Below are 22,660 nucleotides of genomic sequence, written 5' to 3' on the forward strand. Positions count from 1 at the left end.
CCGCTCAGCGCTTCCAGAAGAAGTGGTGCTCGACGCCGCTCGGAGCGGTGATGCGCTCCAGGTGGTAGCGGTCGGTGAGCTCGTCGGGGGTCTGCCAGAGCCGGACCCCGTCACCGAGCTCGACCGGGACGACGGCGATGTGCATCTCGTCGATGAGGTCGGCGTCGATGAACTCGCGCAGCGTGGTGATGCCACCGCCGATGCGCACGTCCTCGTCGCCCGCCGCGGCCTTCGCCTTCTCGACGGCCTCCTGCGGGGTCGCGTCGAGGAAGTGGAACGTTGTGTCGGCGAGCGTGAACGAGGGCCGCTCGTGGTGGGTGAGGACGAAGACCGGGGTGTGGAACGGCGGTTCACCACCCCACCAGCCCTGCCACTCGTGGTCCTGCCAGGAGCCGCGCAGCGGGCCGAACTTGTTGCGCCCCATGATCTCAGCGCCGATGTTGCGGGTGAAATCACGCGTGATGTGGTCCTCGAACCCCCGGGTGCCACCCGCGTCCGCGCGGTTCGGCCAGCTGGCGGTGGCACCGGCCCAGGCGAACATCGCCTCCGGGTTCGCGGCCGTGCCGAACGGTCGCTCGAAGCTCTGGTCGTGACCTGCTCCGATCCCGTCCCGGGAGACGCTCATGCAGTGAACGCGGACGCGCTGGGTCATGTGGGGAGTCCTTCCTGCGATTGTTCGACCCGTTGAACCTAGGACGCCCCACCGATGACGTCTTCTCCTATCTTGCGCAACTCCCCTGCGCGCGTCGGTGATGCGACGAGCGGGGCGCGGTCGTCGCCGCGCCCCGCCCGCGGGGTCAGGAGATGGTCACCTCCGCCGGGAGTTGCAGCGTGCCGCTGAGCGTCGCGCTGGTCGCGCCGTCGCAGAGCAGGCCGCTCTCGCTGATCGGGAACGAGGACGTGGAGTTGGCGGTCAGCTGGTGGGTCCCGTTGTCCCAGCCGTTGGCCGGGACGGCGGCGTTGTCGACGGTGATCGTGCACGTTCCGCTGATGGTCACCGTCGCGCTGGCCTGGCTGATGTCCACGCTGCCGGTGCTGGTCGCGGTGGCCAGCCACTGGCCGGACGGGGTGACGGTGGTGGTCGCCGACGGTGCGAGCGTGTTGGTGCAGTCGGTGATGGTCGGTGCGGCCGGAGCGCCGGAGGAATCCACGGTTCCGGCGACGGCCGGGTTGCCGGCGACGGGTGCTTGGACGTTGCCGTTCACCACGTCGCACCTGACCTCGACCCCGGTATTGGCCGTCATGACCAGCTGCGTTCCGCTCACCAGGGTGATGGGTTCGACGGTGTTCTGCGGGTTCCACTGCACGGCCTGGGCGGTGGCGGCCTGGGCCGCCGCGGCGCCGCTGAGGGAGAACGCGGCGATCATCGCCACGGCTGCGGTCCTGCGTCGTCCTGTGCGCATCATGACCTCCTGTCGTGGGGCATGCCTCGCAGCTCCGACGGCACGTCGTTTCGTGTCGCGGATGACGTGGAGTTGGTGGTGGATTCGAGGCTGCGCCTTGAGGAAAATGTATAGAAACACGCACGTTTCTAAACCGCAATGACAGGGTTGATCACGGGTGATCGCTGCAGTTCTGGTTCGTCGGGAGCAACGGGGCGAATTGGGTGAGGCGGTGGGCCAATCGGGTGTGGTCGAGTGCTCCCCTGCGTAATTCCTCGCGAACGAGGTGGCGGAGCGCCCCGATGACGAATTCGATCTTCGTCTTGTTCTCCGGGTGGTTGTGCGCAACGTTCAACTCGACGAGTGACCTGGTCAGATCGTTCGCGGCGGAACGGACATAAGTCGATAGCCAGGGATGTTCGGTTTCATCGCAGTCACCGAAGTACAGTCGAGCGGCGTCCGGGTTGTCCGCCAACCAGGTGATCAGCGCGGTGACGACCGCGCCGTATCGATCAAGGCAGTTCCGATTCTCCAGGCACGCTTGCTTGCAGGCCGCGTGCCACGCCTCCACCGCATTGGCGAACGACTCAGGCGAATTCGAGATCACGTGCTCACCTTCATTCCCCCCGAAATGTTTACGCGGGCACGTTAGCGGGCCGGTACGCTTGATTTGAAGATCTTGCTTCCGGCGAACTGATCCATCGACCACGAGCGAGGTAGCAGGCAGGTGGGCGCCAGGATTTCCCGCGATCAGCGGAAGCTGCCGCCTGGACGGCACGGAATACCGGCGGATCAGGTGGCCGACGACCAGCGCGGGCGCATCCTCGACGCCGTGGTGACCGCCGTCGGTCGGCGCGGCTACGCGGACGCGACGGTCGAGGACTTCGTCAGCGGGGCCAGCGTCTCACGCAAGACCTTCTACCAGCACTTCGCCAACAAGCAGGTCGCGTTCCTCGCCGCGTTCGACGACGTCGCGGATCGCCTGGTCACGGCCGTGCACACCGCCTACTCGGCGCACGAGGACTACGTCTCCAGCGCTCGAGAGGCGCTGGAGAGCACGCTGCGCGAGCTCGCGGCGGATCCGGACGCGGCGGTGCTGGGCATCGTCGAGGTCTTCGCCGCGGGGCCTGAGGCGCTGCGCCGCCGTGGCGAGATCATCCGAAGCCTCACCGAGGTGATCACCGAGCAGACGCGGAACTTCCCGCAAACCGCGCTGGGGGCGAGCTTCACCGCCGAGACCATCGTCGGGGCGGTCCTCGAAGTCCTCTACAACCGCGTGCGGCGCGGTGAGGCCGAGCAGCTGCCCGAACTGCTGCCCGATCTGCTGTTCTGCGTCGTCGCCCCGTTCATCGGTGAGGACCGGGCCGCCGAGGAACGCGCCAAGGCGCAGCGCATCGCGACGAGCTAGCTCCGCTGGACGGAGTGCGCTCGCCGCTACCGGTGGTGGGGCGGTCAGGCGCCGACGACCTCGGCGCCTGACCGCTCCCCTGCCAGCAACGCCACCCTGTAGTGCGCCAGCGACTTGTTGAGGCGGTCGCGGGCGAGCTTCGCCTGTTCGTCGTCGACCCCGATTCCGAGGTGCGCGCACACGACGGCGCCGGTGGGCTTGGGCCGGGCCTTCACGTCTTGCGTCTCATCCACGACCCCCATGCTCGCAGCACGGGGTAGACCACGTTCCCCGAGCCCTCCGTCGAGAAGCTGAACCCTCGATGACGAGCGGGTTCAGGACTGCACCACCACGCCCATCACTTCGAGGAAGTGAAGCGCCAGCGGCTTGGCCGGGACGATCTCGTGCGCCTCGAAGCGCGCCACGTCGGACTCGGGTATTCCGGCCGACGCGGCGAGCTTCTCCTGGTCCCAGCCCAGCTCCTGGCGGGTGAGGAGCACCAGGCGGACCAGGTCCTCGGTGTCGTGGGGGTGTTCTTGCTCGGTTCCACTCACGCGCCGACCCTATCGGCGCAAGATCACTGGTCCGTCACCCTGACGCAAGGCTCACAGATCGAGTGCGGGTGCGATCTCGCGCAGCGCGGGCACCGGGTCCGCGGACGGGTCGTCTCCGAGGACCTGGATGACCACGTGATCGGCCCCCGCGTCCAGGTGGCGCTGCACGTGCTCGGCGATCGCCTTGGCGTCGCCGATCGCCACCAGGTGCTCGGCGAGCTCGTCGGACCCGCCGACGACGAGATCGGACTCGTCGAAGCCCTGCCGCAGCCAGGAGTTCCTGTAGTTCGGCAGCTGCGAGTACATGTGCAGGTGCTCGTGGGCGCGGCGCAGACCGACCTCGCGATCGGTGGTCAGCGCGACGGCCTGCTCGCTGACGACCCACTTGTCGGGGCCGAGCAGTTCGCGCGTGCTCGCGGTCTGCTCCGGGGTGATCAGGTAGGGGTGCGCGCCGTCGCCGGCCGTGCCGGACAGCTCGATCATCTTCGGGCCGAGCGCGGCCAGCAGCCGGGCAGGTCGCGCGGCACCCGGTTCGACCTCGTCCGAGAGCTCGTCCATGCGCTCGAGGTAGGTGCGCATGGTCGCCAGCGGCTTGGCGTAGGTCCCGGCGTTGCCCTCGACGAGGGGAGCGTGGCTGACGCCGAGTCCGAGCACGAACCGCCCGGGGTGCAGGGCGGAGAGGGTGCGGGAGCCGGCTTCGGCGGCCGTGGCGTCGCGGGCGTGGATGTTGGCGATGCCGGTGCCGATGACGAGCCGCTCGGTCGCTCCGAGCAGCGCCCCAGCCTGCGTCAACGACTCCTTGCCGAACGCCTCGCCGTAGAACAGGGAACCGTAGCCGAGCCCTTCCACCTCCTTCGCGCGAGAGCGCACGTCCCGGATGCTCCAGGAATCGCTGGTCCACCACACGCCGACGCGGCTCTGGAAATCGATCTGAGTCATGCTTCGACGCTATACCCGCGCGGTCGTTGTCGTGGCTTGCTGAGAAGTGCCTGAACAATGGGGAATGCGGGCCCGCGCAACGTGTGCGCCGGGAAGACTGGGGGCATGTTCAAGAGGTTGATGGCGGCGGTCGGCGTCGGCGGCGCCGACGTGGAGACCGAGCTGCACACCCCGGGTGTGCAGCCGGGAGGTCAGGTCCACGGCGTCGTGCGGTTGCGCGGCGGCGAGGTCCCGCAGCAGCTGGACGGTGTGTCGGTCGAGTTCGTGACCCGCGTGGAACGCGAGGTCGACGACGACGAGGTCGAATCGGTGCGCGGCTTCGGCCGGCAGCGGGTCGGGGAGGGCGTTGCCCTGCAGCCGGGCCAGGTCGTGGAGCTGCCGTTCCAGGTGACGGCCCCGATGGAATCCCCGATCACGTTCTACGACGGCCGGCACCTGCCGGGCGGTGAGGTCGCGATCCGCACGAGGCTGGAGATCAGCGGCGCGGTCGACGCCACCGACACCGACCCGGTCGGAGTCGGCGCGCTGCCCGCTCAGCACGTCCTGCTGGAGGCGGTGGAGCGCCTCGGCTTCCGCTTGCACCGGGTCGACTGCGAGGCGGGCCACCTGCGCGGAACTCGTCAGACGTTGCCGTTCTACCAGGAGATCGAGTTCTACGGCTCCCCGAACTACCCGCGCCTGAAGCAACTCGAAGTCACCTTCATCGCGGGTCACGACGGCCTCGACATGATCATCGAAGGGGACAAGAAGGCGGGTCTGCTCTCCAGCGGCCGAGACCTCACCAACGTCCTCAACATCGACTACCAGGCGATTCCCCAGGTCGACTGGACGGCCGAACTCCACAACCACCTCGCCCGCATGGGCAGCGGCTGGCTGTGACCTCGAGCGGCCGCGGTCCGGCGGGTCGCGGCCGCCACGAACCGCTCTCGGGCCTCTCGGCTGCGGTCCGGGAGCGGTTCACGTTGCAGGCACGGGCTTTCGTCGTTCCGACGAGAGGGTGACGAGCGTGTCGACCGCTGCCCGAAGGCCGCTGACCGAAGATGTGGTCGCCCCGGGCAGTTCTGGTCCGAACCGTCCATGATCGACGTCGGTCCTAACCCGTCGGCGTGGTGACCTCACGGACGCGCAGGGGAGGCCTGGTCCAACGGGAGATCTCGGACCTGACCGAGGGGTGAGCTCAGCAGCCAAGCCGACGACAGCAGAACCCCCGCGCCGGTGATCCACAAGGTGGGCCGCATTCCCAGCTGCGTGGCGCTCACGCCTCCCAGCAGCGCCCCGAACGGCGCCGTTGCGCGGAACATGAACCGAATCGTGGCGTTCATCCTGCTCATCATGTGGTCCGGGCACAGCGCCTGGCGGGAGCTGACCTCCGCGATGTTCAACGCGACCAGGCTGAACCCGCTGATCAGGCCGCCGACGGCGAACCAAGTGAGGTGCCGGCCGGGTCCGGTCAGCGGTACCAGCAGCATCCCGGCTCCGATGCCGATGATCGCCATCCGCACCAGACGCGCTTGCCCGATCCGCCGCGCGATGGCGCCCGTGGTCAGCGCGGCCGCCACCGCTCCGAGCGGGCCGACGCTGGTGAGCGCCCCGACCTCCCCGGGCGTCAGTCCGATGTCGACGGTCAGGAAGGTGACTGTGATCGCGACGCTCCCGGCCTGGAAGAACACGACGCTGGCCCCGCTGCACGCGATCGCGCGGAGGAGCCTGTGGGTGAAGACGAACCGAAGTCCCTCCTGGATCTCGCTGATCAACCGGCGGTCGGTTCGGCGCTCCCGCCGGGGTTCGGTGCGCTTGATCGAGCGCAGCCACGCGGCTGACCACACGAAGCTCAGGGCGTCGACGACGATCGCGAGGGGAGCGGTCAGCCACTGGACGAGCAGCCCGCCGGCGGCAGGCCCCGAGACCTCGGCGATCGAGATGTTCATCTGGAGCTTGGAGTTCCCCTCGACCAGGTGCGCGCGCTCCACCAGCCGCGGCAGGTAGGTCTGGTGCGCGACGTCGAAGAAGACGGTCAAGACGCCGGTGACGGCCACTGCCGCGTACAGGTGCCCGAGCGTGAGCGCCCCGAAGGCCGCCGCGACCGGCAGCGAACCCAACGCCACCGCCCGTCCCACATCGGCGATCAGCAGCACGGGGCGGTTGCGCCAGCCGTCGCACCACGCGCCCACCGGCAGCCCCAGCACCAGGAAGGCGGCCGTCTCCAGCACCACCAGCACCGACACCTGGAACGCCGAGGCGTTCAGCTCGGTGAGTGCCAGCAGTGGAAGTGCGACGAAGCTGATCCTCGTGCCGATCTGGCTGAGCCCGTCGGCGACCCACAGGTGTCGGAAATCGCGGTCACCCCACAGCGAATTCCGACGAATCCTCACCGAGCCCTCCGCGCGATCACTCCTGGATGCTGCCGGTCCGGGACGCGCAGGGGAACCGCCGTGGAACGAGATCACAAGCCGCGAAGGAGGACTCTCGTGGATCGCGTGCTCCACCATCGCGCGGTGCGTGCCTCACACACGACCTCGATCAGCTGGCTGACGTCGCCGAACGGCTCGTCGTCGATGATGGGCCGGAGCGGCTCACCGCGCGCACGGCTCTTCCGCTGCCAGAGGCGTGCCCGAACCGTCGCGGACGGACTGACGGGGCGCGACTGTTACCAAAACTGCTACCACGACCAAAAGGACCCGGTGGGGGAGATCCCCGCCGGGTCCTGTTTATGCTGGTCAGCTGAGCGGAAGCGGCGGGATTCGAACCCGCGGTCGGTCTCCCGACGCTCGCTTTCAAGGCGAGTGCATTCGGCCGCTCTGCCACGCTTCCACGCCGCAGCGTAGCCAACTCCGGGTGGTGGGCCTACAACCGGTCCGGGGTCATTCGAAGCCGCGGAGGTGGTCGGTGAGGCGGCTGAAGACTGCCGCGAGGGTTTTCTGCTCGTCGGGGTCGAGCAGGTCGATCATGTGGTCACGGACGCCTTGGACGTGGGACGGGGCGGCTTCGCGCAGCTTGGCCAAGCCCTCCGCGGTGAGGACCGCGAGCACGCCTCGCCCGTCCTGCGGGCACTCCTGTCGGCGGACCAGCCCCTCGCTCTCCATCCTGCGGATCTGGTGGGACATGCGGCTCTTGGAATGTGCGACGCCGTTCGCAAGCTCGCTCATCCGCATCTGCATGTCCGGAGCCTCCGACAGCGAGACGAGGATCTCGTAGTCAGCGATCGACAGGCCGTGCGCGACCTGCAGTTCTCGGTTCAGCCGGTGCTCAAGCAACGCGCTGCCCACGATGTAGGCGCGCCAGGCCGTCATCTCCGTGTCGCCCAGCCAGGGGGCAATCTGCTCGGTCGCCTCACTCACCCGGTCAGGTTACCGAGGTCTGCGGTGCCGCGTGTCCAGGTCGGGGAACCTTCGGTCGAAAACGGATTGCCTGACCTCCGGTTCCCGCGACTAGCATCGAGTGCGGAACAGGGGGTCGATGTGTCGGTCGCGGTCGAGGTCAGCGAGCTGGTCAAGCGCTACCCCAAGAGTCGCGCCAACGCGGTCGACGGGCTGTCCTTCCAGGTGCGGGCGGGCGAGGTCTTCGGACTGCTCGGGCCCAACGGTGCGGGCAAGACCACCACCGTCGGCATCCTCACCACGAGGGTGGAGCTGACCAGCGGACGAGCGATGGTCGCCGGGGTGGACGTGGCCGCGAACCCGGTGGCCGCGCGAAGCAAGGTCGCCGTCGTGCCGCAGCGGGTGAACCTGGACCGCTCGCTCAACTCGCGGCAGAACCTGATCTGGCACGCCACCTACCACGGTGTTCCGCGCACCGAACGGCATCGGCTGGCCGACGAGCTGCTGGACCGGATGGGCCTGACCGACAAGGCCAAGGCCCGCGTCGACGACCTCTCCGGCGGTCAGGCGCAGCGGCTGATGATCGCCCGAGCGCTGATCCACGAGCCCGAGGTGCTGTTCCTCGACGAACCTTCCACCGGGCTGGACCCGCAGGCCCGGTTGTTCGTCCACGACCGGATCAACGACCTGCGCGACCAGGGCGTCACGGTGGTGCTCACCACGCACGACATGGACGAGGCCGAGAAGCTCTCCGACCGCGTCGGAGTCGTCGACCACGGCCAGTTGCTGACCCTGGACGCCCCAGGAGCCCTGATCCGCTCGCTGCCCGGCAGCGGAACCCTCGACGCCACGGTGCTGACCGACGGCCACCACCCGGACAAGATCATCGACCTCCTCGCCGAGGTCCGCGGCGTGCACCGGGTCGAGCGGATCAGTACCGACGATGCCGCCGAGCTGCGGCTCCGGCTCTACGTCGGCGCCGAGCCGGCCGCGCTGCTCGGCCCGATCGCGCAGACCCTGCACGAGCAGCGCATTCCGGTCAGCGACCTGTCGCTGGGCTCGGCGACGCTGGAGGACGTCTTCATCGAGCTGACCGGACGGGAGTTGCGATGAGTTCCGCTCGTGCTTTCCTCGCCGTGCTCGGGCGGGACGTCTTCGTCACCGGCCGGGAGTTGCCGAGCTTCCTCGCGCAGGTGCTGGTGCAGCCGGTGGCGCTGCTGTTCATCTTCGGCAAGGTCCTCGGCGAGCTCGGCTACACCCAGCCCGGGTACGCGCAGGTTCTGCTCCCCGGGATGATCGCGCTCAACGCGTTCCTGGTGGCGCTGCAGAACACCTCGTTCCCGCTGGTCCTGGACTTCTCGTACTCGCGGGAGATCGAGGACCGGCTGCTGGCGCCGCTGCCGATCAGCTGGGTGGCGGTGGAGAAGATGCTCTTCGGCGCGCTGCGCGGGTTGTTCGCGGCGGTGCTGATGGTGCCGATGGGCGTGTGGATGCTCGGCCGGATCGACTGGGACCTGGGCGGTCTTCCGTTCGCGCTGCTGTGCATGGTGCTGGGGTCGGCGGCGGGCGCCGCGGTCGGGCTGACGGTGGGTGCGGCGGTGCCGCCGAGGCGCATCAACATCATGTTCGCGGTGATCCTGGCGCCGCTGATGTTCACCGGTGCGACCCAGTTCCCGTGGGCGCAGCTGGAGCACCTGCGCTGGTTCCAGGTGCTGTGCGCGATCAACCCGCTGACCTACGTCAGCGAGGGCATGCGCGGCGCGCTGCTGCCGGAGATCCCGCACATGGCTCCGTGGGTGTGCGTGCTGGCGCTGCTGTTCGCGACGGCGCTCTTCGGCGCGCTCGGGATCAAGTTCTTCCTGCGCCGCGCTCTCGACTAGAGCTGTTGAGGGGTGGGCTCGCTCGGCGGTGCACGCTGAGCACCACACCCGACCATCCGATGCCGCCGCGTTCTCAAACGCTCCTAGCAGCCGCTCGAACGAGTTAAAAGATCTACACCATCAGGTGATCACTGCTCAGTAACGAGCTTCCGGCGACTCGTCGGGAAGCCTGTTTTAGCTGATCAGAGGCCAAGTTCTCCTCGCGGCCAATGCGCGGGCCGATGTGGTGGTGTCGGAACGCCCGGATAACTTCTCGTCGGCATGTGATCTCCGATCAGCTGCCCACCTCCGGGCCCCACAAGGCGTTTCGGCCCGGAGGGCCGCAGCGCCAACGGGCCGGGAGCCGATGATGAGCCTACGTCGCACAGCCGGAGGCACCGCACGCGTGGTGCGGTCGCTGACGGCCGCCGCGCTGGGCTTGGCGTGCCTCGCGCCGACCGGTTGCGCGGCGGCGGTCATCGCGCCGGTCGAACGACCTCCGTACGCGATGGCCAAGGCCGACCTGGGCATGCAGGCCGACGCCACCACGTTCACCGAATTCCCCACCGCCCCGGACGATCCCGCCCCCGGTGGGCTGACGGAGGGGGTTGTGCTGCGGGTGCACGCCGATGTGGCCGTGCACCAGTCGCCCGGCGGGCCGGTGTTCGCGAAGCTGCCCGCCAAGCAGCTGAACAACCCCACGTGGGTGCCGGTGATCGCCGAACACGGCCGGTGGGCCCAGGTCCTGCTGCCCTCCCGGCCCAACGGCGCCACCGGCTGGGTGCTGGAAGACGACCAGGTCGAACGCGCCCGCACGCCCTACGTGGTCGACGTCGAGATCGACGCTCGGCGGCTGACGGTGCGCCGGGCCGGTGCCGTCATCGGCGAGTGGGTGGTCGGCGTCGGGGCGACGGAATCCCCCACGCCGCGCGGCCGGACGTACATCATGGCCGCGATCGAGGAAACCGTCACGAAGTTCAGCCCGATCATCCTGCCGCTGGGCATCCACTCCAACACCTTCAGCACGTACGGAGGCGGGCCGGGCACGGTCGCGCTGCACGGCTGGCCCGACCCTTCGGTCTTCGGCCAGGCCGACAGCGACGGCTGCGTACGCGTCCCCGACGACGCGCTGCGCCTGCTGGCAACACTGCCACTGGGCACGCTCGTCCACCTGCGGTGACTCCGCCATGGGTGAAATTCCACACCAGGAAAAGGTAAAGGAAGCGATCTATGCGCAAGACTGCTTACTTGGCGGGCTCGCTGGCCGTGGGCACCGCGAGCATGGTCCTCGGCGGCGCTCAGGCCTTCGCCGACAGCACCGACAACGACGGCGTCAACGTCGGTAACGACAACAACATGAGCGTGCTGCCGATTCAGCTGTGCGGCAACAACATCGCCATCCTCGGCGCGGTCGTGCCGGTCGCGTCCCCGCAGAACGTGGTGTGCGCGGCGAACGCTCCGATCGTGGAGGACTCGAGCGTGCAGCTGGACGAGGAGCCCACCGAACCGCCCGCCGTGCAGCAGCAGCTCGAGGTCTCGTCCGGCGAGGAGCGGCTGCCCGAGGCCCCGGCGCCCGTCGCGGTGCAAGGCCACCACGCGGTGACCGGCTAAGTCCACCTGGATGGATGGGCTAGCCACCTGAACGGGTGGACCCCTGTCGCTTATGTAGCGGCTGGCCCGGCCCGCCACTACATTCCGGTGCTGCGTAGATCGCTACGCGTAGAGAGTGCGGTCGTTTCGGCTCGAACGACCGCATCCGCAGTGGTGGTGGTCGGCGAAGTACTCCCCCTCTCTTCGCCGGCCACCACCGTTGCTCTTCTCCTGCGGGAGAGCGGGTTTCCGTCAGCCGCCGAAGGTTTTCGCGGCGGCCAGGAACGCGTCGTTCTCGTGCGTCTGGCCGATGGTCACCCGGGCGCCTTCGCCGACGAACGCCCGCACCACGACCCGGTTCTCCAGGCAGTGCTCGTTCATCGCGGTGGTGCGCTCACCGAGCGGCAGCCACACGAAGTTGGCCTGCGTCTCCGGGAGCTCGTAGCCCATCGCGACGAGCTCGCGGTGCACCCGGCCGCGCTCGGCGATCACGTCAGCGCAGCGCCTGCGGAGCTCGTCCTGGGCTTGCAGGGAAGCGATGGCGGCGGTCTGGGCGAGAGCGTTGACGCTGAAGGGGATCGTGACCTTGCGCAGGGCCTCGGCGACCTTCGCTGGAGCGATCGCGTAACCGGCGCGCAGCCCGGCCAAGCCGTAGGCCTTCGAGAAGGTCCGCATCGACACGACGTTGTCGCGAACCCGGGTGATCTCCACGCCGTCCGGCGCTTCCGGGTCGTCGACGAACTCGAAGTACGCCTCGTCGAGCACCACCAGGACGTCGCCGGGCACGCGGTCGAGGAAGGCGTTCAGCTCGGCCTCGCGCACCAGGGTGCCGGTCGGGTTGTTCGGCGTGCACACGAACACCAGCCGCGTCGCCGTGGTGATCGCCGCCAGCATCGCTTCGAGGTCCAGGGCGTGCTCGCCGGTCAGCGGCACCTTCACCTGCCTCGCCCCGACCACCTGCGTGATGATCGGGTACGCCTCGAACGACCGCCACGGGAAGATGACCTCGTCCTCGGCGGTGCAGGTCGCCTGCACCAGCTGCTCGCACAGCGCGACGGAGCCGCAGCCGACCGCGATCTGCTCGGGCGCGACGTCGTAGTGCGCGGCCAGGGCCTCGGTCAGCGCGCTCACCCCCATGTCGGGGTAGCGGTGGACTTCGGTCGCGGCCTGGTTGATCGCGGTCACCGCGCTGGGCAGCGGTCCCTCGGAGACCTCGTTGCTGGCCAGCTTGATCGAACCGGGCACGGTCCGGCCCGCCACGTAGGGCGGCAACTGCTCCAGGTCGGCACGGGTGCGCACGCTCATCGACATCTCCTACCTCGATCCGTCAAACAGGACGTTAGTACGACGTCCCCCGCTCCCACACCACCACTGTCCGCTTCCCGCCCCCGGGGAGCGGACAGTCGATCCCGATCACGATGAGGTGCTCTTCGGCCGAGTGTTGGTCCGTATGGATGACCGTGTTGCTCGATGTTTACCTACCTGTGGTTACCTGCCGGACATGATCCAAACCCGTACCGAGACGATCGCGCTCACCGACGGAACGGGCTTGCGGCTGACCGTCGCCGAGCCCGACAACGTGGTGCGCGGAGGCCTGGTCTTCCTCCACGAGGCGCGCGGGATCACGGAGCGGGTGCGCAAGCTCTGCAGCCTCCTGGCCCAGGAGGGCTGGCTCACGGTGGCCCCGCACCTGTACCACCGCGACGGCACCGACGAGCTCGCAGAGGACCAGAGCGAGCAGGAGCAGGTGCGCAAGCTCTCGGGCGAGTCGATCCTGGCCGACACCGACGCCGCGTTCCTCTGGCTGTCCGACCAGGGCGTTCCCGCAGACCGGCAGGGGATCGTGGGCTTCGACATCGGTGGTTCGGCGGCTCTCGTGGTCGCCTCCAGCCGTTCGCTCGGCGCTGCGGTGAGCGTCGGCGGCAGCGGCATCATCGAACCGCTGTCGGCGGAGCTGCCGCCGCTGGTGGACGTCGCCGGTGAGCTGGCGTGCCCGTGGCTGGGTCTCTACGGCGACGACGTCGAGGCCGGCGAGGTCGACAAGCTCCGCGAGATCACCGACGCCGCCGAGGTCGTCGCCGACGTCGTCCGCTACCCGGGTGCAGGTCACCGCTTCGACCTCGACGCGGACGCCGCCGCTGAGGCGCTGCGCCGCGCACGCAACTGGTTCGACCTGCACCTCCGCTGAAGCGGCGCGCTGCGGGGTGATGTTCGCCCTGGCAGGGAGGGCGTCCCGTGGGTTAGGAAGTAGCCCATGACGACCGCACCGGAACTGCTGTGGGAACCGAGTCCGGAACGAGTGGCCGCCAGCCGGATGGCCGCCTTCCGCGCTTGGCTGCGCGATGAGCGCGGACTCGACGTGTCGGACTACCGCGCCTTGTGGGAGTGGTCGGTGGCCGACCTGACCGGCTTCTGGGCGGCGATCGCGGAGTTCTTCGACGTCATCTTCCACGAGCGCGCCGACGAGGTGCTGGCCGAGGAGGTCATGCCCGGCGGCCGCTGGTTCCCGGGTGCGACGCTGAACTACGCCGAGCACGCGCTCCGCGACGGCGAGGGCAAGGGCGATGAGGACCTCGCGGTGGTCTTCGTGCGCGAGGACGGCCGCAGCGAGGAGATCAGCTACGGCGAGCTGCGCAACCGGGTCGCCGCGGCCCGCTCCGCGCTCGCCGAGCTGGGCGTCGGTGCGGGCGACCGGGTCGCCGCGCTGGCGCCGAACAGCCCGGAGACGCTGGTTGCGTTCCTGGCCTGCGCGAGCCTGGGAGCGACGTGGTCGTCGTGCTCGCCGGACTTCGGCCCCCGCGCCGTGGCCGACCGCTTCGTGCAGATCGAGCCGAAGGTCCTCATCGCAGTCGACGGCTACTGCTACGGCGGTCGCCGCTTCGACGTCCGCGAGACCGTCGACCAGCTGCGCGCGGAGATGCCCGGCTTGGCCGCGACCGTCCTGATCGACTACCTCGGCGAGGAGCACCGGCTGCCGGGCGCGCTGGACTGGTCGGAGCTGCTGGCCGACCACCGGGGCGCGGCGCTGGAGTTCACGCCTGTGCCGTTCGACCACCCGCTGTGGATCTTGTACTCGTCGGGGACGACGGGTTTGCCGAAGGGCATCGTGCACGGGCACGGCGGCATGGTGCTGGAGCACCTCAAGGCCATCGGACTGCACTGCGACCTCGGACCGGGGGACCGGTTCTTCTGGTTCACCACCACCGGCTGGATGATGTGGAACTTCTTGATCGGCGGCCTGCTGACCGGGACCACGCTGGTGCTCTTCGACGGCAGCCCGGGGTATCCGTCGCTGTCGGCGCTGTGGGAGCTGGCGGCCCGCTACCGGGTGAACTTCTTCGGCACGTCGGCCCCGTACATCCAGAGCTGCCTGAAGCGCGAGCTGCGCCCGAAGGACGCGTTCGACCTCTCGGCGCTGCGCGCGGTCGGTTCGACCGGTTCTCCGCTGACCACCGACGGTTTCCGCTGGGTGGCGGACGCGGTGGGCGCGGACGTGCAGATCGCCAGCATGTCCGGTGGCACGGACCTGTGCACGGCGTTCGTCGGCGCTAGCCCGGACGTCCCGGTGTGGCTGGGCGAGATCTCCTGCCCGCTGCTGGGCGCGGCGGCGGCCTCCTACGACGAGTACGGCGAGGAGCTGCACGAGGAGGTCGGCGAGCTGGTGCTGACCAAGCCGATGCCGACGATGCCGGTGTTCTTCTGGAACGACCCGGACGGGAGCCGGCTTCGCGAGTCCTACTTCGACGCGTTCCCGGGCGTGTGGCGGCACGGCGACTGGGTCCGGATGACCGACCGTGGCTCGCTGGTGATCTACGGCCGGAGTGATTCGACCCTCAACCGCGGCGGCATCCGGATGGGCACCGCCGAGTTCTACCGCGTGGCCGAGGGCTTCGAGCAGATCGCCGACTCCCTGGTGATCGACACCTCCGGTGCGGGCGAAACCGACGGCGAACTCCTGTGCTTCCTGGTCATGGCCGAGGGAGCGGAGCTCGAGGACGTCATCGGCGAGCTGAAGGCCGCGCTGCGCACCGAGCTGTCGCCGCGCCACGTGCCGAACCGCTTCATCGTCGTCGACGAGGTGCCGCGCACCTTGAACGGCAAGAAGCTGGAGGTTCCGGTGAAGAAGATCCTCGCCGGCACCCCGCCGGAGCGGGCCGTGAGCCGCGACGCCCTCCAGAACCCGGCGTCGCTGGAGCCGTTCGTGCAGCTCAGCAACACTGCGAGGAAGTGAACGGGGGAGTGGGGGACCCCCCTGTTCGACGGAGCTGAGGGGGTGTGTAAAGTTTTCTCCGGTGGCCGCGAAGGACGCCGGGAGGCTTCGCCTAGTCTGGTCTATGGCGCCGCACTGCTAATGCGGTTGGGGGTTACGCCCCCTCCCGGGTTCAAATCCCGGAGCCTCCGCAAGGGCCCTACCTCAGGGTGGGACCCGACAATTGAACAAGCGCCCGTAGCTCAACGGATAGAGCATCTGACTACGGATCAGAAGGTTTGGGGTTCGAATCCCTACGGGCGCACGTCTGGTCGAGACAGCAGAAACCCCCAGTTACCTGGGGGTTTCTTGCTCTTGCGCCTCGCTCCCAGCGTCGCCGCTGGCGACCGCGGGAGGGCGGTTCGCCGATCTAGACGGTGAGCAGAACGGGTCGATCCGAGAAGGAGCGTTGCTGCCCACGCAGGCAATGCCAGCGTGGTTCCACCAGCGGACCACTAGGTCGTACGCGATAGTCGAATGCGCGTTCCGGATCTTCACCGCGTGGATCACTGCTGCACCGCTCTCTTGCCGTGCTGCCCCCGTCAATCCACGGCCACCGCAGCTTCGCGGATCTGGTCCGCGGCTCTCGTGTGAGGTGCGCAAGTCGCAGAGCAGCGCCGCCAGGGAAGGGACCGACCTACCGCACCAGCCCCGAGCTGCGGGGACGTGCTGCTGAACTGATTGCCTGCTCGTGGTCCGTTCTCCCTGCTTTCGCTTCACCTCCACCAACGACCACCTCGATCGGAACCGCGCGTTCAGTTGCCGGCCTGGAACTAGGCAGGGACGAGGACGAGTCCCACCAGAGATCAACTCGGTGCGCGGATGCGGTTCCGGCCCGAACGATCAACCCGCCACGGAGGAGATCATGACCGACTTCGACGACCTCGAACCCGACAGCCTTGAGCAGGTCAGGGCTGACATCGACGCGATTGATCGCGAGCTCGTCGACCTCCTCGCGGCCCGAGGTCGGTGTGTCCAGCGAGCAGCCGGCTTCAAGCGGAACGGAGCAGAAGTTCGGGGGCCTCAGTCGCGCATCGACCACATCATCACTCGCGCACGCACGGCCGCGATGGAGACCGGCGCAAACCCCGACGTCGTGGAAGCAACCTTCCGCGCCATGATCAGCGCGTTCATCGAAGCCGAGCTGACCATCCACGCCACGCTCGACAGCGACGAGCGCAAGTAGCTCGATCGAGGACGAACCCGAACTGGCGATCATTCGCACGCGTGTTCTAGCCTCGGGGTGTCGGGCTGGAGGATGGGGAAGGTCCAGAAAGCTCGGCGCGGGTCGGTCGCTGCACCTCTCTGGCCGACCCGACCAAACTTCACGTCGGAGCGGGCACCAGGTGGCGAACGAGGGCGGGGATGGGCTGGCAGGGCACACGGCGACGGCCGGACACCCCGAGCCCATCTGGGTCCGCCTGGCGCAGGTGCTCCCGCCACAACGGGGCATCGGTTGCGGCAACACCCCGCTCCGCGTTCGAGCGGGTGGCATCAACGTCGCCGCGACGGTTCCCGGCGTCCTGATTGCTTGGCATCAGGCGTCGGTGACTGGTGGGCGCTCGCGACGTTCGAGCTGACCAACCGATCGGGCAAGCCCGCAGTCGTCGTGACGCAGTTGGTGCCGACCGCAGCCATCTGTCCCCGCTAGCAGCGGTCTTCCGAACGAAGTAGCAGGTCATCGAACCCTCTTCGCAGATCGGTGCAGCGTTGCACCAGAGGTGCTACGAGGCGTGACAAGCATGGTGCTCCTTGTCAGGATTCGGCCATGCCCCACGAACTCGCCCAGGTCAACATCGCTCGTCTCGCAGCCCCACTAGACGATCCCCAGCTCGTAGATTTCGTAGCAGCGCTCGATCCGGTGAACGCTGCCGCCGAGGCCGCACCAGGCTTCGTATGGCGCCTGCAGACCGAGGACGGCGACGCCACAGCGATCCGCGCTTTCCATTGGGACGTGGGCGACAGCTCCGGCGTCATCGTCAACATGTCCGTTTGGCGAGATGTCGATTCCCTCGCAGCCTTCGTCCACGGCGAGCTGCACCGCCGGGTCCTCAAGCGCCGCCGCGAATGGTTCCAGCGCATGAGCGAGGCCTACACGGCCTGCTGGTGGATCCCCGCCGGACACCGCCCGGCCACCGAGGAGGCAGAAGAACGCCTTCTCCACCTGCGCAGCCACGGACCTGCCCCGTACGCCTTCACGCTGCGCACGAGCTACCCATCGCCCGACACTGGTGCAACGCCGCAGGAACCCGTTCGCGGTGCCGACGACTGGCTCTGCCCTGCATGACGCCTCATTCGCTGCCGGGCTGATCGGCGATCTCGTTCCAGACCGTGAAGTCGAATCCCTACGGGCGCACGTCTGTAGAAACACCGCGATCGATTCCTGAACTGGTGCTCACCGGTCGGTGTGGAAGGACTCGGCGATGGTCCGGGTGATCGCCTCGACGGTCGGGGATCGCCACCTCCGCTCGTCGAGCACGAACGCCAGCGGTGCGTCGGGACGTGGCGGGTGGGGAAGGGTTCGCAGGCGGTGGTTCTGGAGCGCGTCGGCGCACGCGACCTCGGGCAGGACCGAGAGGCCGAGGCCGGCTTCGGCGCACGAGCGAGCGGCTTCGATGCTGCCGAAACGCGTGATTCGCGGACGGATCGGGCTGTGCCGTTCGAGTTCTCGCACGAACTCGTCGCTGTAGCCGCACCCCTCTTCGAGCAGGAAGTAGGAGTGCTCGGCCAGTTCCGGCCAGGTCATCTCCTCGCGGGTGCTCGGATGGACCGGGGCGGCGACCAGCTCGATCGGCTCGGTCCCGATGGGCAGCAGGCTGAGCGGCCTCGGAGCCGCCGCGCGGTCGAGGATCAGCCCGAGTTCGAAGCGTCCTTCCAACACCCCCTGGAACGTCTCGCGGGTTCCGGCGGGGATCAGGTGGACCGTGATCCCGGGGTGCTGCTGCCGCAGCGCCGCGACGGCCCTCGGCAGGCGGTAGGCGCAGACCGACTCGGGTGCGCCGATGACGACCTCGCCGGCAGGCTCCGTGGAGGCCGTGTCCTCGATCAGCCTGTGCTCGGCGTCGAGGAGGGTGCGGGCGTGGTCGACGGCGCGCTGACCGGCGTCGGTGAGCCGGGCGCCGTCGGGTAGGCGATCGAGCAGGCGGGCGCCGAGCGCCTTCTCCAGCGCTTTGACCCTGCTGGTCACCGTCGACTGGACCAGGTTCAGCTCCGCCGCGGCGGCCGTGAAGCTCTCGCGACGCCCCACGGCGAGGAACGTGCGCAGCAGATCGGTTTCCACAGCCCAAGGCTATCGGGAAGTTCGATCGATGCGATCGAAATCCATCGTTTGAACGAATGGAAGAGCTGGTGGACAGTGGACGCATGGCTGAAATCCACCGCTACGCCGCGTTCACCTCGACCCCCACCGGCGGCAACCCTGCCGGTGTCGTGCTGGATGCGAGGGGCCTGGACGAGACCCGGATGCAGCAGATCGCCGCCGAAGTCGGCTACTCCGAAACCGCGTTCGCCTTCCCCACCGGGCCGCGGCGCTTCGACCTCCGCTTCTTCAGCCCGCTCGCCGAGGTCGCCTTCTGCGGGCACGCCACCGTCGCCACCGCGGTCGCACTCGCCGAGCGCACCACGACCGGCGACCTCCACTTCAACACCCCGGCGGGGGAGATCGCGATCAGCACGAGCGCCGACTCATCCGGCGCCGTCCGAGCGGGCCTGCGCAGCGTCGCCACGACGAGCCGCGCCGCCACCGAGGTCGAGGTCCGGGAAGCCCTGAAGGCGCTGCGGTGGAACGACGAAGACCTCGACAGCGCCTTACCGCCGCACGTCGCCTTCGGGGGCAACGAGCACCTGGTCCTCGCCGTGCGCACCCGGGGGCGTCTGGCAGACCTGGACTACGACTTCGACGGGCTCAAGTCCTTGATGCTGGAACGGAACTGGACCACGCTCCAGCTGGTGTGGCAGCAGGACGACGAGGTCTTCCACTCCCGCAACCCCTTCCCGGTCGGCGGTGTGGTGGAGGACGCGGCCACCGGTGCCGCTGCCGCAGCCCTCGGCGGCTACCTGCGAAGCCTCGGCCGCGTGACCGAACCCCGCCGCTTGACGGTCATCCAGGGCGAGGACATGGGACGCCCGAGCCGCATCACCGTGGACGTCGGCCCCGCCTCCCCCCGCGTGACCGTGACCGGCGGAGCCGTCGCGATTCCGCTGGACTGAGCCGGGCGCCCGGGCCACCGCGCGGGCGCGAACGGCGCGGAGACCTCCGAGTTCCAGAGGTCTCCGCGTCAGCGCGATCAGTTGTCGCCGTCCTCCTGCTCTTGGCCGCCGTCTTCCTGCTGCTGCTGGTCGCCGTCCTGCTGCTCCTGCTGGTCCTCCTGCTGCGGGGGCTGGGCGAAGTCGCAGCCAGCGGTCGCACCGAGTGCGAAGACAGCGCCGGCGATGGCAGTGACGATTCGAATCTTCGAGTTCCGCATAACTGGACGATACGGGCGACCCCGACGATTCGTCATGCCACGCGCGGAACCGAGGTCTCGGCGGAGCTGACCGTCATGGGCCAGCGGCCGGGTCTGCGGAACCGCGAAGTGGTGGTCGTGGAGCTGCACATGCGTGGAGACGGTCTGCGTGGTCACCGGCGGTAGCAAGGGGTCGAACTCGCGACCGCTTCCGTGCTGGCGGCAAAGGGGCGCACGTGGTGAGAGCCCGGAACCCACGTAGCAGTGGGAGCAGCTGTGCGCCGAGCGCTCGGTGACGTTCGTCCCGGTCGATCTCGCGCCGGGCGGACCCGCCGAGCTGATCGACGTCGCGCTCGGCCGGAAGTCCGCGGTGATGTCGTGGGAGGACCACGTCTGGAGTCATGATCGGCGGCGAGCGGCGGGAGTTCTTCGTGCTGTTGAAGGTCTGGGTCCTGCTACGTGCACGTGGTCGAAGAAGAGCTGCCGGGGACCTACCGGGGACGACCCACGCGGCTCCTGCGACTACGTCGTGCACCAGACGTACGAGCCCGTCCTGCCGCGCGTGGCACCCCGAGGCTCTGGGTCTCAGCGTGCGCAGGTCGCTTGATCGGCGGTGACGGGGGCTTCGGCGGGGCGGGGGATGCTGGTGGCGAGCAGTGCTGCGGTCAGGCACAAGGCGCCGGTGGTTGGCCAGAGGAGGGCGTAGGTGCCGGTGAGTTCTCGGGCGAGGCCGCCGAGGAGAGCCAGGGTTCCGGCGCCGAGCTGGTGGGCGACGCTGATCCAGCCGAAGGCGATCGGGCCGTCGGCGCCGTGGAGCTCCCGGCACAGCGCGATGGTCGGCGGGACCGTGGCCACGTCGAGCAGGCCGAACACCACCACGAACGCGAGCATCCCGGGCTGCACGGACGGCCCGAACAGGCCGGGCAGCAGCATCAGCGAGACGCCGCGGAGGGCGTAGCAGGCGGTCAACAGCAGACGCGGGTTCGTGCGGTCGGTGAGCCAGCCGGAGCCGACCGTGCCCAGCACGTTGACCACACCGATGATCGCCAGCAGCGAGGCCGCGACGCCGGTCGGCATCCCGTGGTCGTGGGCGGCCGGGGTGAAGTGGGTCCACATGATGCCGTTGGTGGACGCACCGCAGACGGCGAAAGTGCCTGCGAGAAACCAGAACGGGCCGCTCCGCAACGGGAGGGCGCGCACCGCGCGGGTCACCGACGCGGGCGCGGACCGCGGTTCCGGCTGCGTCGCGCCGTAGGGGAGCAGACCGATGTCGGCGGGACGGTCCCGCAGCACCGCCCAGGCCAGCGGGGTGACCAGCAGCGCGATGGCGACCAGCGTGCCGGTCGCCGCGTGCCAGTCGAAGTCGACCAGCAGCGAGAACACCGGCAGCAGCGCGAACTGCCCGAACACCGTGGCCGCCGTGAGGATCCCCGCGACCAGCCCGCGCCGGGCGGCGAACCAGCGGTCGGCCACCAGCGCGGCGAAGGTCGTGGCCAGCGCGCCGCAGCCGGTGCCGACGAGCAGGCCCCAGCCCAGCACGAATTGCCAGGGCGCGGCCATCAGCGTCGTGAGGGCCGCGCCGGAGGCGATCAGCAGCAGGGCAGCGGTGACCATCCGGCGCATGCCGAAGCGGTCCATCGCGGCGGCGCCGAAGGGCGCGGTCAGCCCGTACAGCACGAGGTTCACCGAGGCGGCTGCGCTGATCGTGCCGTGCGGCCAGCCGAACTCGTGGTGCAGCGGCGTCACCAGCAGGCCGGCGGTCGTGGCGCAGGCGCCGGCTCCGATGATCACCAGGGCGGTCACCGCGGCGACCCACCAGGCTCGATGAACGAACATGACCCCCACTCTGCGATCCGGTGGGGTTCGCGACGATTGGCCTGATGGCCAACATGTGGAAGGATCGGGCCATGTCCACTCGGGTGGCGGTGCTGGTCCGCGACGGCGTGATGCCGATGGAGCTCGGCCTGGTCCACCAGCTGTTCGGCAGCGCCCGCTCGCCGTCCGGCGAACCGCTGTACGAGGTCGTGACCTGCGCGGTCGTGCCGGGTGTGATCCGCACCGACGCGGACTTCCCGATCCACGTCGAGCGCGGCCCAGAGGCGCTCGACGGCGCGCGCACCGTGGTCCTGCCCGCCAGCCACGAGCCGGACGAGACCGAGACGGAGGGGCGGCTGCCGTCCGAGCTGGCCGCCGCGCTCGCCCGGATCCCGGACGGTGCTCGGATCGCGTCGATCTGCACCGGAGCGTTCGTGCTGGCCGCGGCCGGCTTGCTCGACGGCAGGCGCGCGACCACGCACTGGAAGTCCTGCGATCACTTCCGCCGACTGTTCCCGCAGGTCGAACTGGAGCCGGACGTGCTCTACACCGACGACGGGGACGTGCTGACCTCGGCGGGGGAGGCGTCCGGCATCGACCTGTGCCTGCACCTGATCCGCCGTGATTACGGGGCTGCGGTGGCCAACGAGGTCGCGCGCACCACCGTCGTCCCGCCGCACCGGGAGGGAGGTCAGGCGCAGTACGTCCGCCGCCCGGTTCCGGAAGCGCGGATCTCGACGACCGCGCGAGCGCGCGCGTGGGCGCTTGAGCACCTCGACCGGCCGCTCACGTTGCGAGAACTCGCCGCGCAGGACTCGTTGAGCGTGCGCACCTTCACCCGACGATTCCGCGATGAGGTGGGTTTGTCGCCATTGCGATGGCTGACCAGGCAGCGAGTGGAACGCGCCTGTCAGCTGTTGGAGGAGACGGACCTCTCAATCGATGAGATCGCCGCTGAATCAGGATTCGGAACTGCTGCTTCTCTGCGCCAGCACCTGCAAACCGAGCTCGGAGTGTCCCCCAGTTCGTATCGAGCAACTTTTCGGGGGTGCTCCAGTGCGGGACGCGGTGAGGTCCCGCCGGGTGTGGCCGGCGGGACCTCAGTCTCGGGAGGTTAGCCCGC

24 protein-coding genes and 3 tRNA genes are annotated in these 22,660 nt (G+C 69.0%); 14 read left to right on the forward strand and 13 right to left on the reverse strand.

From position 1 onward, the window contains the following. Window positions 1–4: 4 nt before the first annotated feature. The 3 genes from E1161_RS14225 to E1161_RS14235 all read right to left on the reverse strand — a co-directional run bounded on the left by E1161_RS14225 (window position 5) and on the right by E1161_RS14235 (window position 1,989). Window positions 5–652, reverse strand: a complete 648-nt coding sequence (locus E1161_RS14225; protein WP_132623520.1) for a dihydrofolate reductase family protein — start codon at window positions 650–652, stop codon at window positions 5–7. Window positions 653–797: 145 nt separating this feature from the next. Next, window positions 798–1,403: a hypothetical protein gene (locus E1161_RS14230; protein ID WP_132623522.1), complete on the reverse strand. Its 606-nt coding sequence runs from the start codon at window positions 1,401–1,403 to the stop codon at window positions 798–800. Between the two features lie 151 nt (window positions 1,404–1,554). Beyond that, window positions 1,555–1,989 carry a hypothetical protein gene (locus tag E1161_RS14235; RefSeq protein WP_132623524.1) on the reverse strand — a complete coding sequence of 145 codons (435 nt, stop codon included), beginning with the start codon at window positions 1,987–1,989 and terminating at the stop codon, window positions 1,555–1,557. Window positions 1,990–2,109: 120 nt separating this feature from the next. Between E1161_RS14235 and E1161_RS14240 the strand changes: the two genes are divergently transcribed. Beyond that, window positions 2,110–2,790: a TetR/AcrR family transcriptional regulator gene (locus E1161_RS14240; protein ID WP_132623526.1), complete on the forward strand. Its 681-nt coding sequence runs from the start codon at window positions 2,110–2,112 to the stop codon at window positions 2,788–2,790. A gap of 44 nt (window positions 2,791–2,834) precedes the next feature. Here the strand turns inward: E1161_RS14240 and E1161_RS14245 are convergent, their stop codons facing one another. From E1161_RS14245 to E1161_RS14255, 3 genes are all read right to left on the reverse strand, one after another. Beyond that, complete coding sequence (locus E1161_RS14245; protein ID WP_132623528.1) at window positions 2,835–3,023, reverse strand: hypothetical protein; 189 nt, start codon at window positions 3,021–3,023, stop codon at window positions 2,835–2,837. 81 nt (window positions 3,024–3,104) lie between these two features. Then, a complete protein-coding gene (locus E1161_RS14250) occupies window positions 3,105–3,323 on the reverse strand; it encodes a helix-turn-helix domain-containing protein (RefSeq protein ID WP_132623530.1) in 219 nt (72 codons plus the stop codon). A gap of 51 nt (window positions 3,324–3,374) precedes the next feature. Then, window positions 3,375–4,262 carry an LLM class F420-dependent oxidoreductase gene (locus E1161_RS14255; RefSeq protein ID WP_132623532.1) on the reverse strand — a complete coding sequence of 296 codons (888 nt, stop codon included), beginning with the start codon at window positions 4,260–4,262 and terminating at the stop codon, window positions 3,375–3,377. A 105-nt stretch (window positions 4,263–4,367) separates the two neighbouring features. Between E1161_RS14255 and E1161_RS14260 the strand changes: the two genes are divergently transcribed. Then, window positions 4,368–5,141 (forward strand): sporulation protein, encoded by a 774-nt coding sequence (locus E1161_RS14260; protein ID WP_132623534.1) that lies wholly within the window; start codon window positions 4,368–4,370, stop codon window positions 5,139–5,141. A 236-nt stretch (window positions 5,142–5,377) separates the two neighbouring features. On the opposite strand, the gene E1161_RS14265 is transcribed toward E1161_RS14260, so the two are convergent. The 3 genes from E1161_RS14265 to E1161_RS14280 form a co-directional block, all read right to left on the reverse strand. Continuing rightward, the gene (locus E1161_RS14265) at window positions 5,378–6,634 is read right to left on the reverse strand and encodes an MFS transporter (protein WP_235875021.1); all 1,257 of its coding nucleotides are present in this window, start codon (window positions 6,632–6,634) and stop codon (window positions 5,378–5,380) included. A gap of 354 nt (window positions 6,635–6,988) precedes the next feature. Continuing rightward, window positions 6,989–7,073 (reverse strand) — tRNA-Ser (locus E1161_RS14275). Between the two features lie 50 nt (window positions 7,074–7,123). Beyond that, complete coding sequence (locus tag E1161_RS14280; protein ID WP_132623684.1) at window positions 7,124–7,552, reverse strand: MarR family winged helix-turn-helix transcriptional regulator; 429 nt, start codon at window positions 7,550–7,552, stop codon at window positions 7,124–7,126. Window positions 7,553–7,720: 168 nt separating this feature from the next. Between E1161_RS14280 and E1161_RS14285 the strand changes: the two genes are divergently transcribed. The 4 genes from E1161_RS14285 (at window position 7,721) to E1161_RS14300 (ending at window position 11,049) form a co-directional block, all read left to right on the forward strand. Continuing rightward, complete coding sequence (locus E1161_RS14285; protein ID WP_132623540.1) at window positions 7,721–8,692, forward strand: ABC transporter ATP-binding protein; 972 nt, start codon at window positions 7,721–7,723, stop codon at window positions 8,690–8,692. Further along, window positions 8,689–9,459 carry an ABC transporter permease gene (locus tag E1161_RS14290; RefSeq protein WP_132623542.1) on the forward strand — a complete coding sequence of 257 codons (771 nt, stop codon included), beginning with the start codon at window positions 8,689–8,691 and terminating at the stop codon, window positions 9,457–9,459. The genes E1161_RS14285 and E1161_RS14290 overlap by 4 nt, the downstream gene beginning before the upstream one ends. A 349-nt stretch (window positions 9,460–9,808) precedes the next feature. Further along, the gene (locus E1161_RS14295; protein WP_207920248.1) at window positions 9,809–10,618 is read left to right on the forward strand and encodes a L,D-transpeptidase family protein; all 810 of its coding nucleotides are present in this window, start codon (window positions 9,809–9,811) and stop codon (window positions 10,616–10,618) included. 50 nt (window positions 10,619–10,668) lie between these two features. Continuing rightward, entirely contained in the window at window positions 10,669–11,049 is a 381-nt protein-coding gene (locus tag E1161_RS14300; protein WP_132623544.1) for a hypothetical protein, read from the forward strand. Window positions 11,050–11,280: 231 nt separating this feature from the next. Here the strand turns inward: E1161_RS14300 and hisC are convergent, their stop codons facing one another. Next, window positions 11,281–12,333: a histidinol-phosphate transaminase gene (gene hisC / locus E1161_RS14305; RefSeq protein WP_132623546.1), complete on the reverse strand. Its 1,053-nt coding sequence runs from the start codon at window positions 12,331–12,333 to the stop codon at window positions 11,281–11,283. A 196-nt stretch (window positions 12,334–12,529) separates the two neighbouring features. Here hisC and E1161_RS14310 point away from each other — a divergent pair, with 196 nt between their 5' ends. From E1161_RS14310 to E1161_RS14335, 6 genes are all read left to right on the forward strand, one after another. Then, on the forward strand, window positions 12,530–13,216 hold the full coding sequence (locus E1161_RS14310; RefSeq protein WP_132623548.1) for a dienelactone hydrolase family protein: 687 nt from the start codon (window positions 12,530–12,532) through the stop codon (window positions 13,214–13,216). Window positions 13,217–13,282: 66 nt separating this feature from the next. Further along, window positions 13,283–15,259, forward strand: coding sequence for an acetoacetate--CoA ligase (locus E1161_RS14315; RefSeq protein WP_132623550.1), 1,977 nt, complete (start codon window positions 13,283–13,285; stop codon window positions 15,257–15,259). An 80-nt stretch (window positions 15,260–15,339) separates the two neighbouring features. Continuing rightward, window positions 15,340–15,429 (forward strand) — tRNA-Ser (locus tag E1161_RS14320). Window positions 15,430–15,469: 40 nt separating this feature from the next. Continuing rightward, window positions 15,470–15,542: transfer RNA gene (locus E1161_RS14325), tRNA-Arg, on the forward strand. A gap of 600 nt (window positions 15,543–16,142) precedes the next feature. Continuing rightward, window positions 16,143–16,463 (forward strand): chorismate mutase, encoded by a 321-nt coding sequence (locus E1161_RS14330; RefSeq protein WP_132623552.1) that lies wholly within the window; start codon window positions 16,143–16,145, stop codon window positions 16,461–16,463. Between the two features lie 582 nt (window positions 16,464–17,045). Beyond that, window positions 17,046–17,564 (forward strand): DUF3291 domain-containing protein, encoded by a 519-nt coding sequence (locus tag E1161_RS14335; protein WP_132623554.1) that lies wholly within the window; start codon window positions 17,046–17,048, stop codon window positions 17,562–17,564. A 108-nt stretch (window positions 17,565–17,672) separates the two neighbouring features. Here E1161_RS14335 and E1161_RS14340 read toward each other — a convergent pair whose 3' ends face one another. Continuing rightward, on the reverse strand, window positions 17,673–18,557 hold the full coding sequence (locus E1161_RS14340) for a LysR family transcriptional regulator (protein ID WP_132623556.1): 885 nt from the start codon (window positions 18,555–18,557) through the stop codon (window positions 17,673–17,675). Window positions 18,558–18,640: 83 nt separating this feature from the next. Here E1161_RS14340 and E1161_RS14345 point away from each other — a divergent pair, with 83 nt between their 5' ends. Further along, entirely contained in the window at window positions 18,641–19,486 is an 846-nt protein-coding gene (locus E1161_RS14345; protein ID WP_132623558.1) for a PhzF family phenazine biosynthesis isomerase, read from the forward strand. A gap of 77 nt (window positions 19,487–19,563) precedes the next feature. Here E1161_RS14345 and E1161_RS14350 read toward each other — a convergent pair whose 3' ends face one another. Then, entirely contained in the window at window positions 19,564–19,743 is a 180-nt protein-coding gene (locus tag E1161_RS14350; protein WP_132623560.1) for a hypothetical protein, read from the reverse strand. Window positions 19,744–20,307: 564 nt separating this feature from the next. Further along, on the reverse strand, window positions 20,308–21,558 hold the full coding sequence (locus tag E1161_RS14355) for an MFS transporter (RefSeq protein WP_132623562.1): 1,251 nt from the start codon (window positions 21,556–21,558) through the stop codon (window positions 20,308–20,310). A gap of 44 nt (window positions 21,559–21,602) precedes the next feature. Here E1161_RS14355 and E1161_RS14360 point away from each other — a divergent pair, with 44 nt between their 5' ends. Beyond that, a complete protein-coding gene (locus E1161_RS14360; protein WP_132623564.1) occupies window positions 21,603–22,655 on the forward strand; it encodes a GlxA family transcriptional regulator in 1,053 nt (350 codons plus the stop codon). The last annotated feature ends 5 nt before the right edge of the window (window positions 22,656–22,660 follow it).

Source organism: Saccharopolyspora aridisoli (assembly GCF_004348445.1).
GTDB classification, from domain to species: domain Bacteria; phylum Actinomycetota; class Actinomycetes; order Mycobacteriales; family Pseudonocardiaceae; genus Saccharopolyspora; species Saccharopolyspora aridisoli.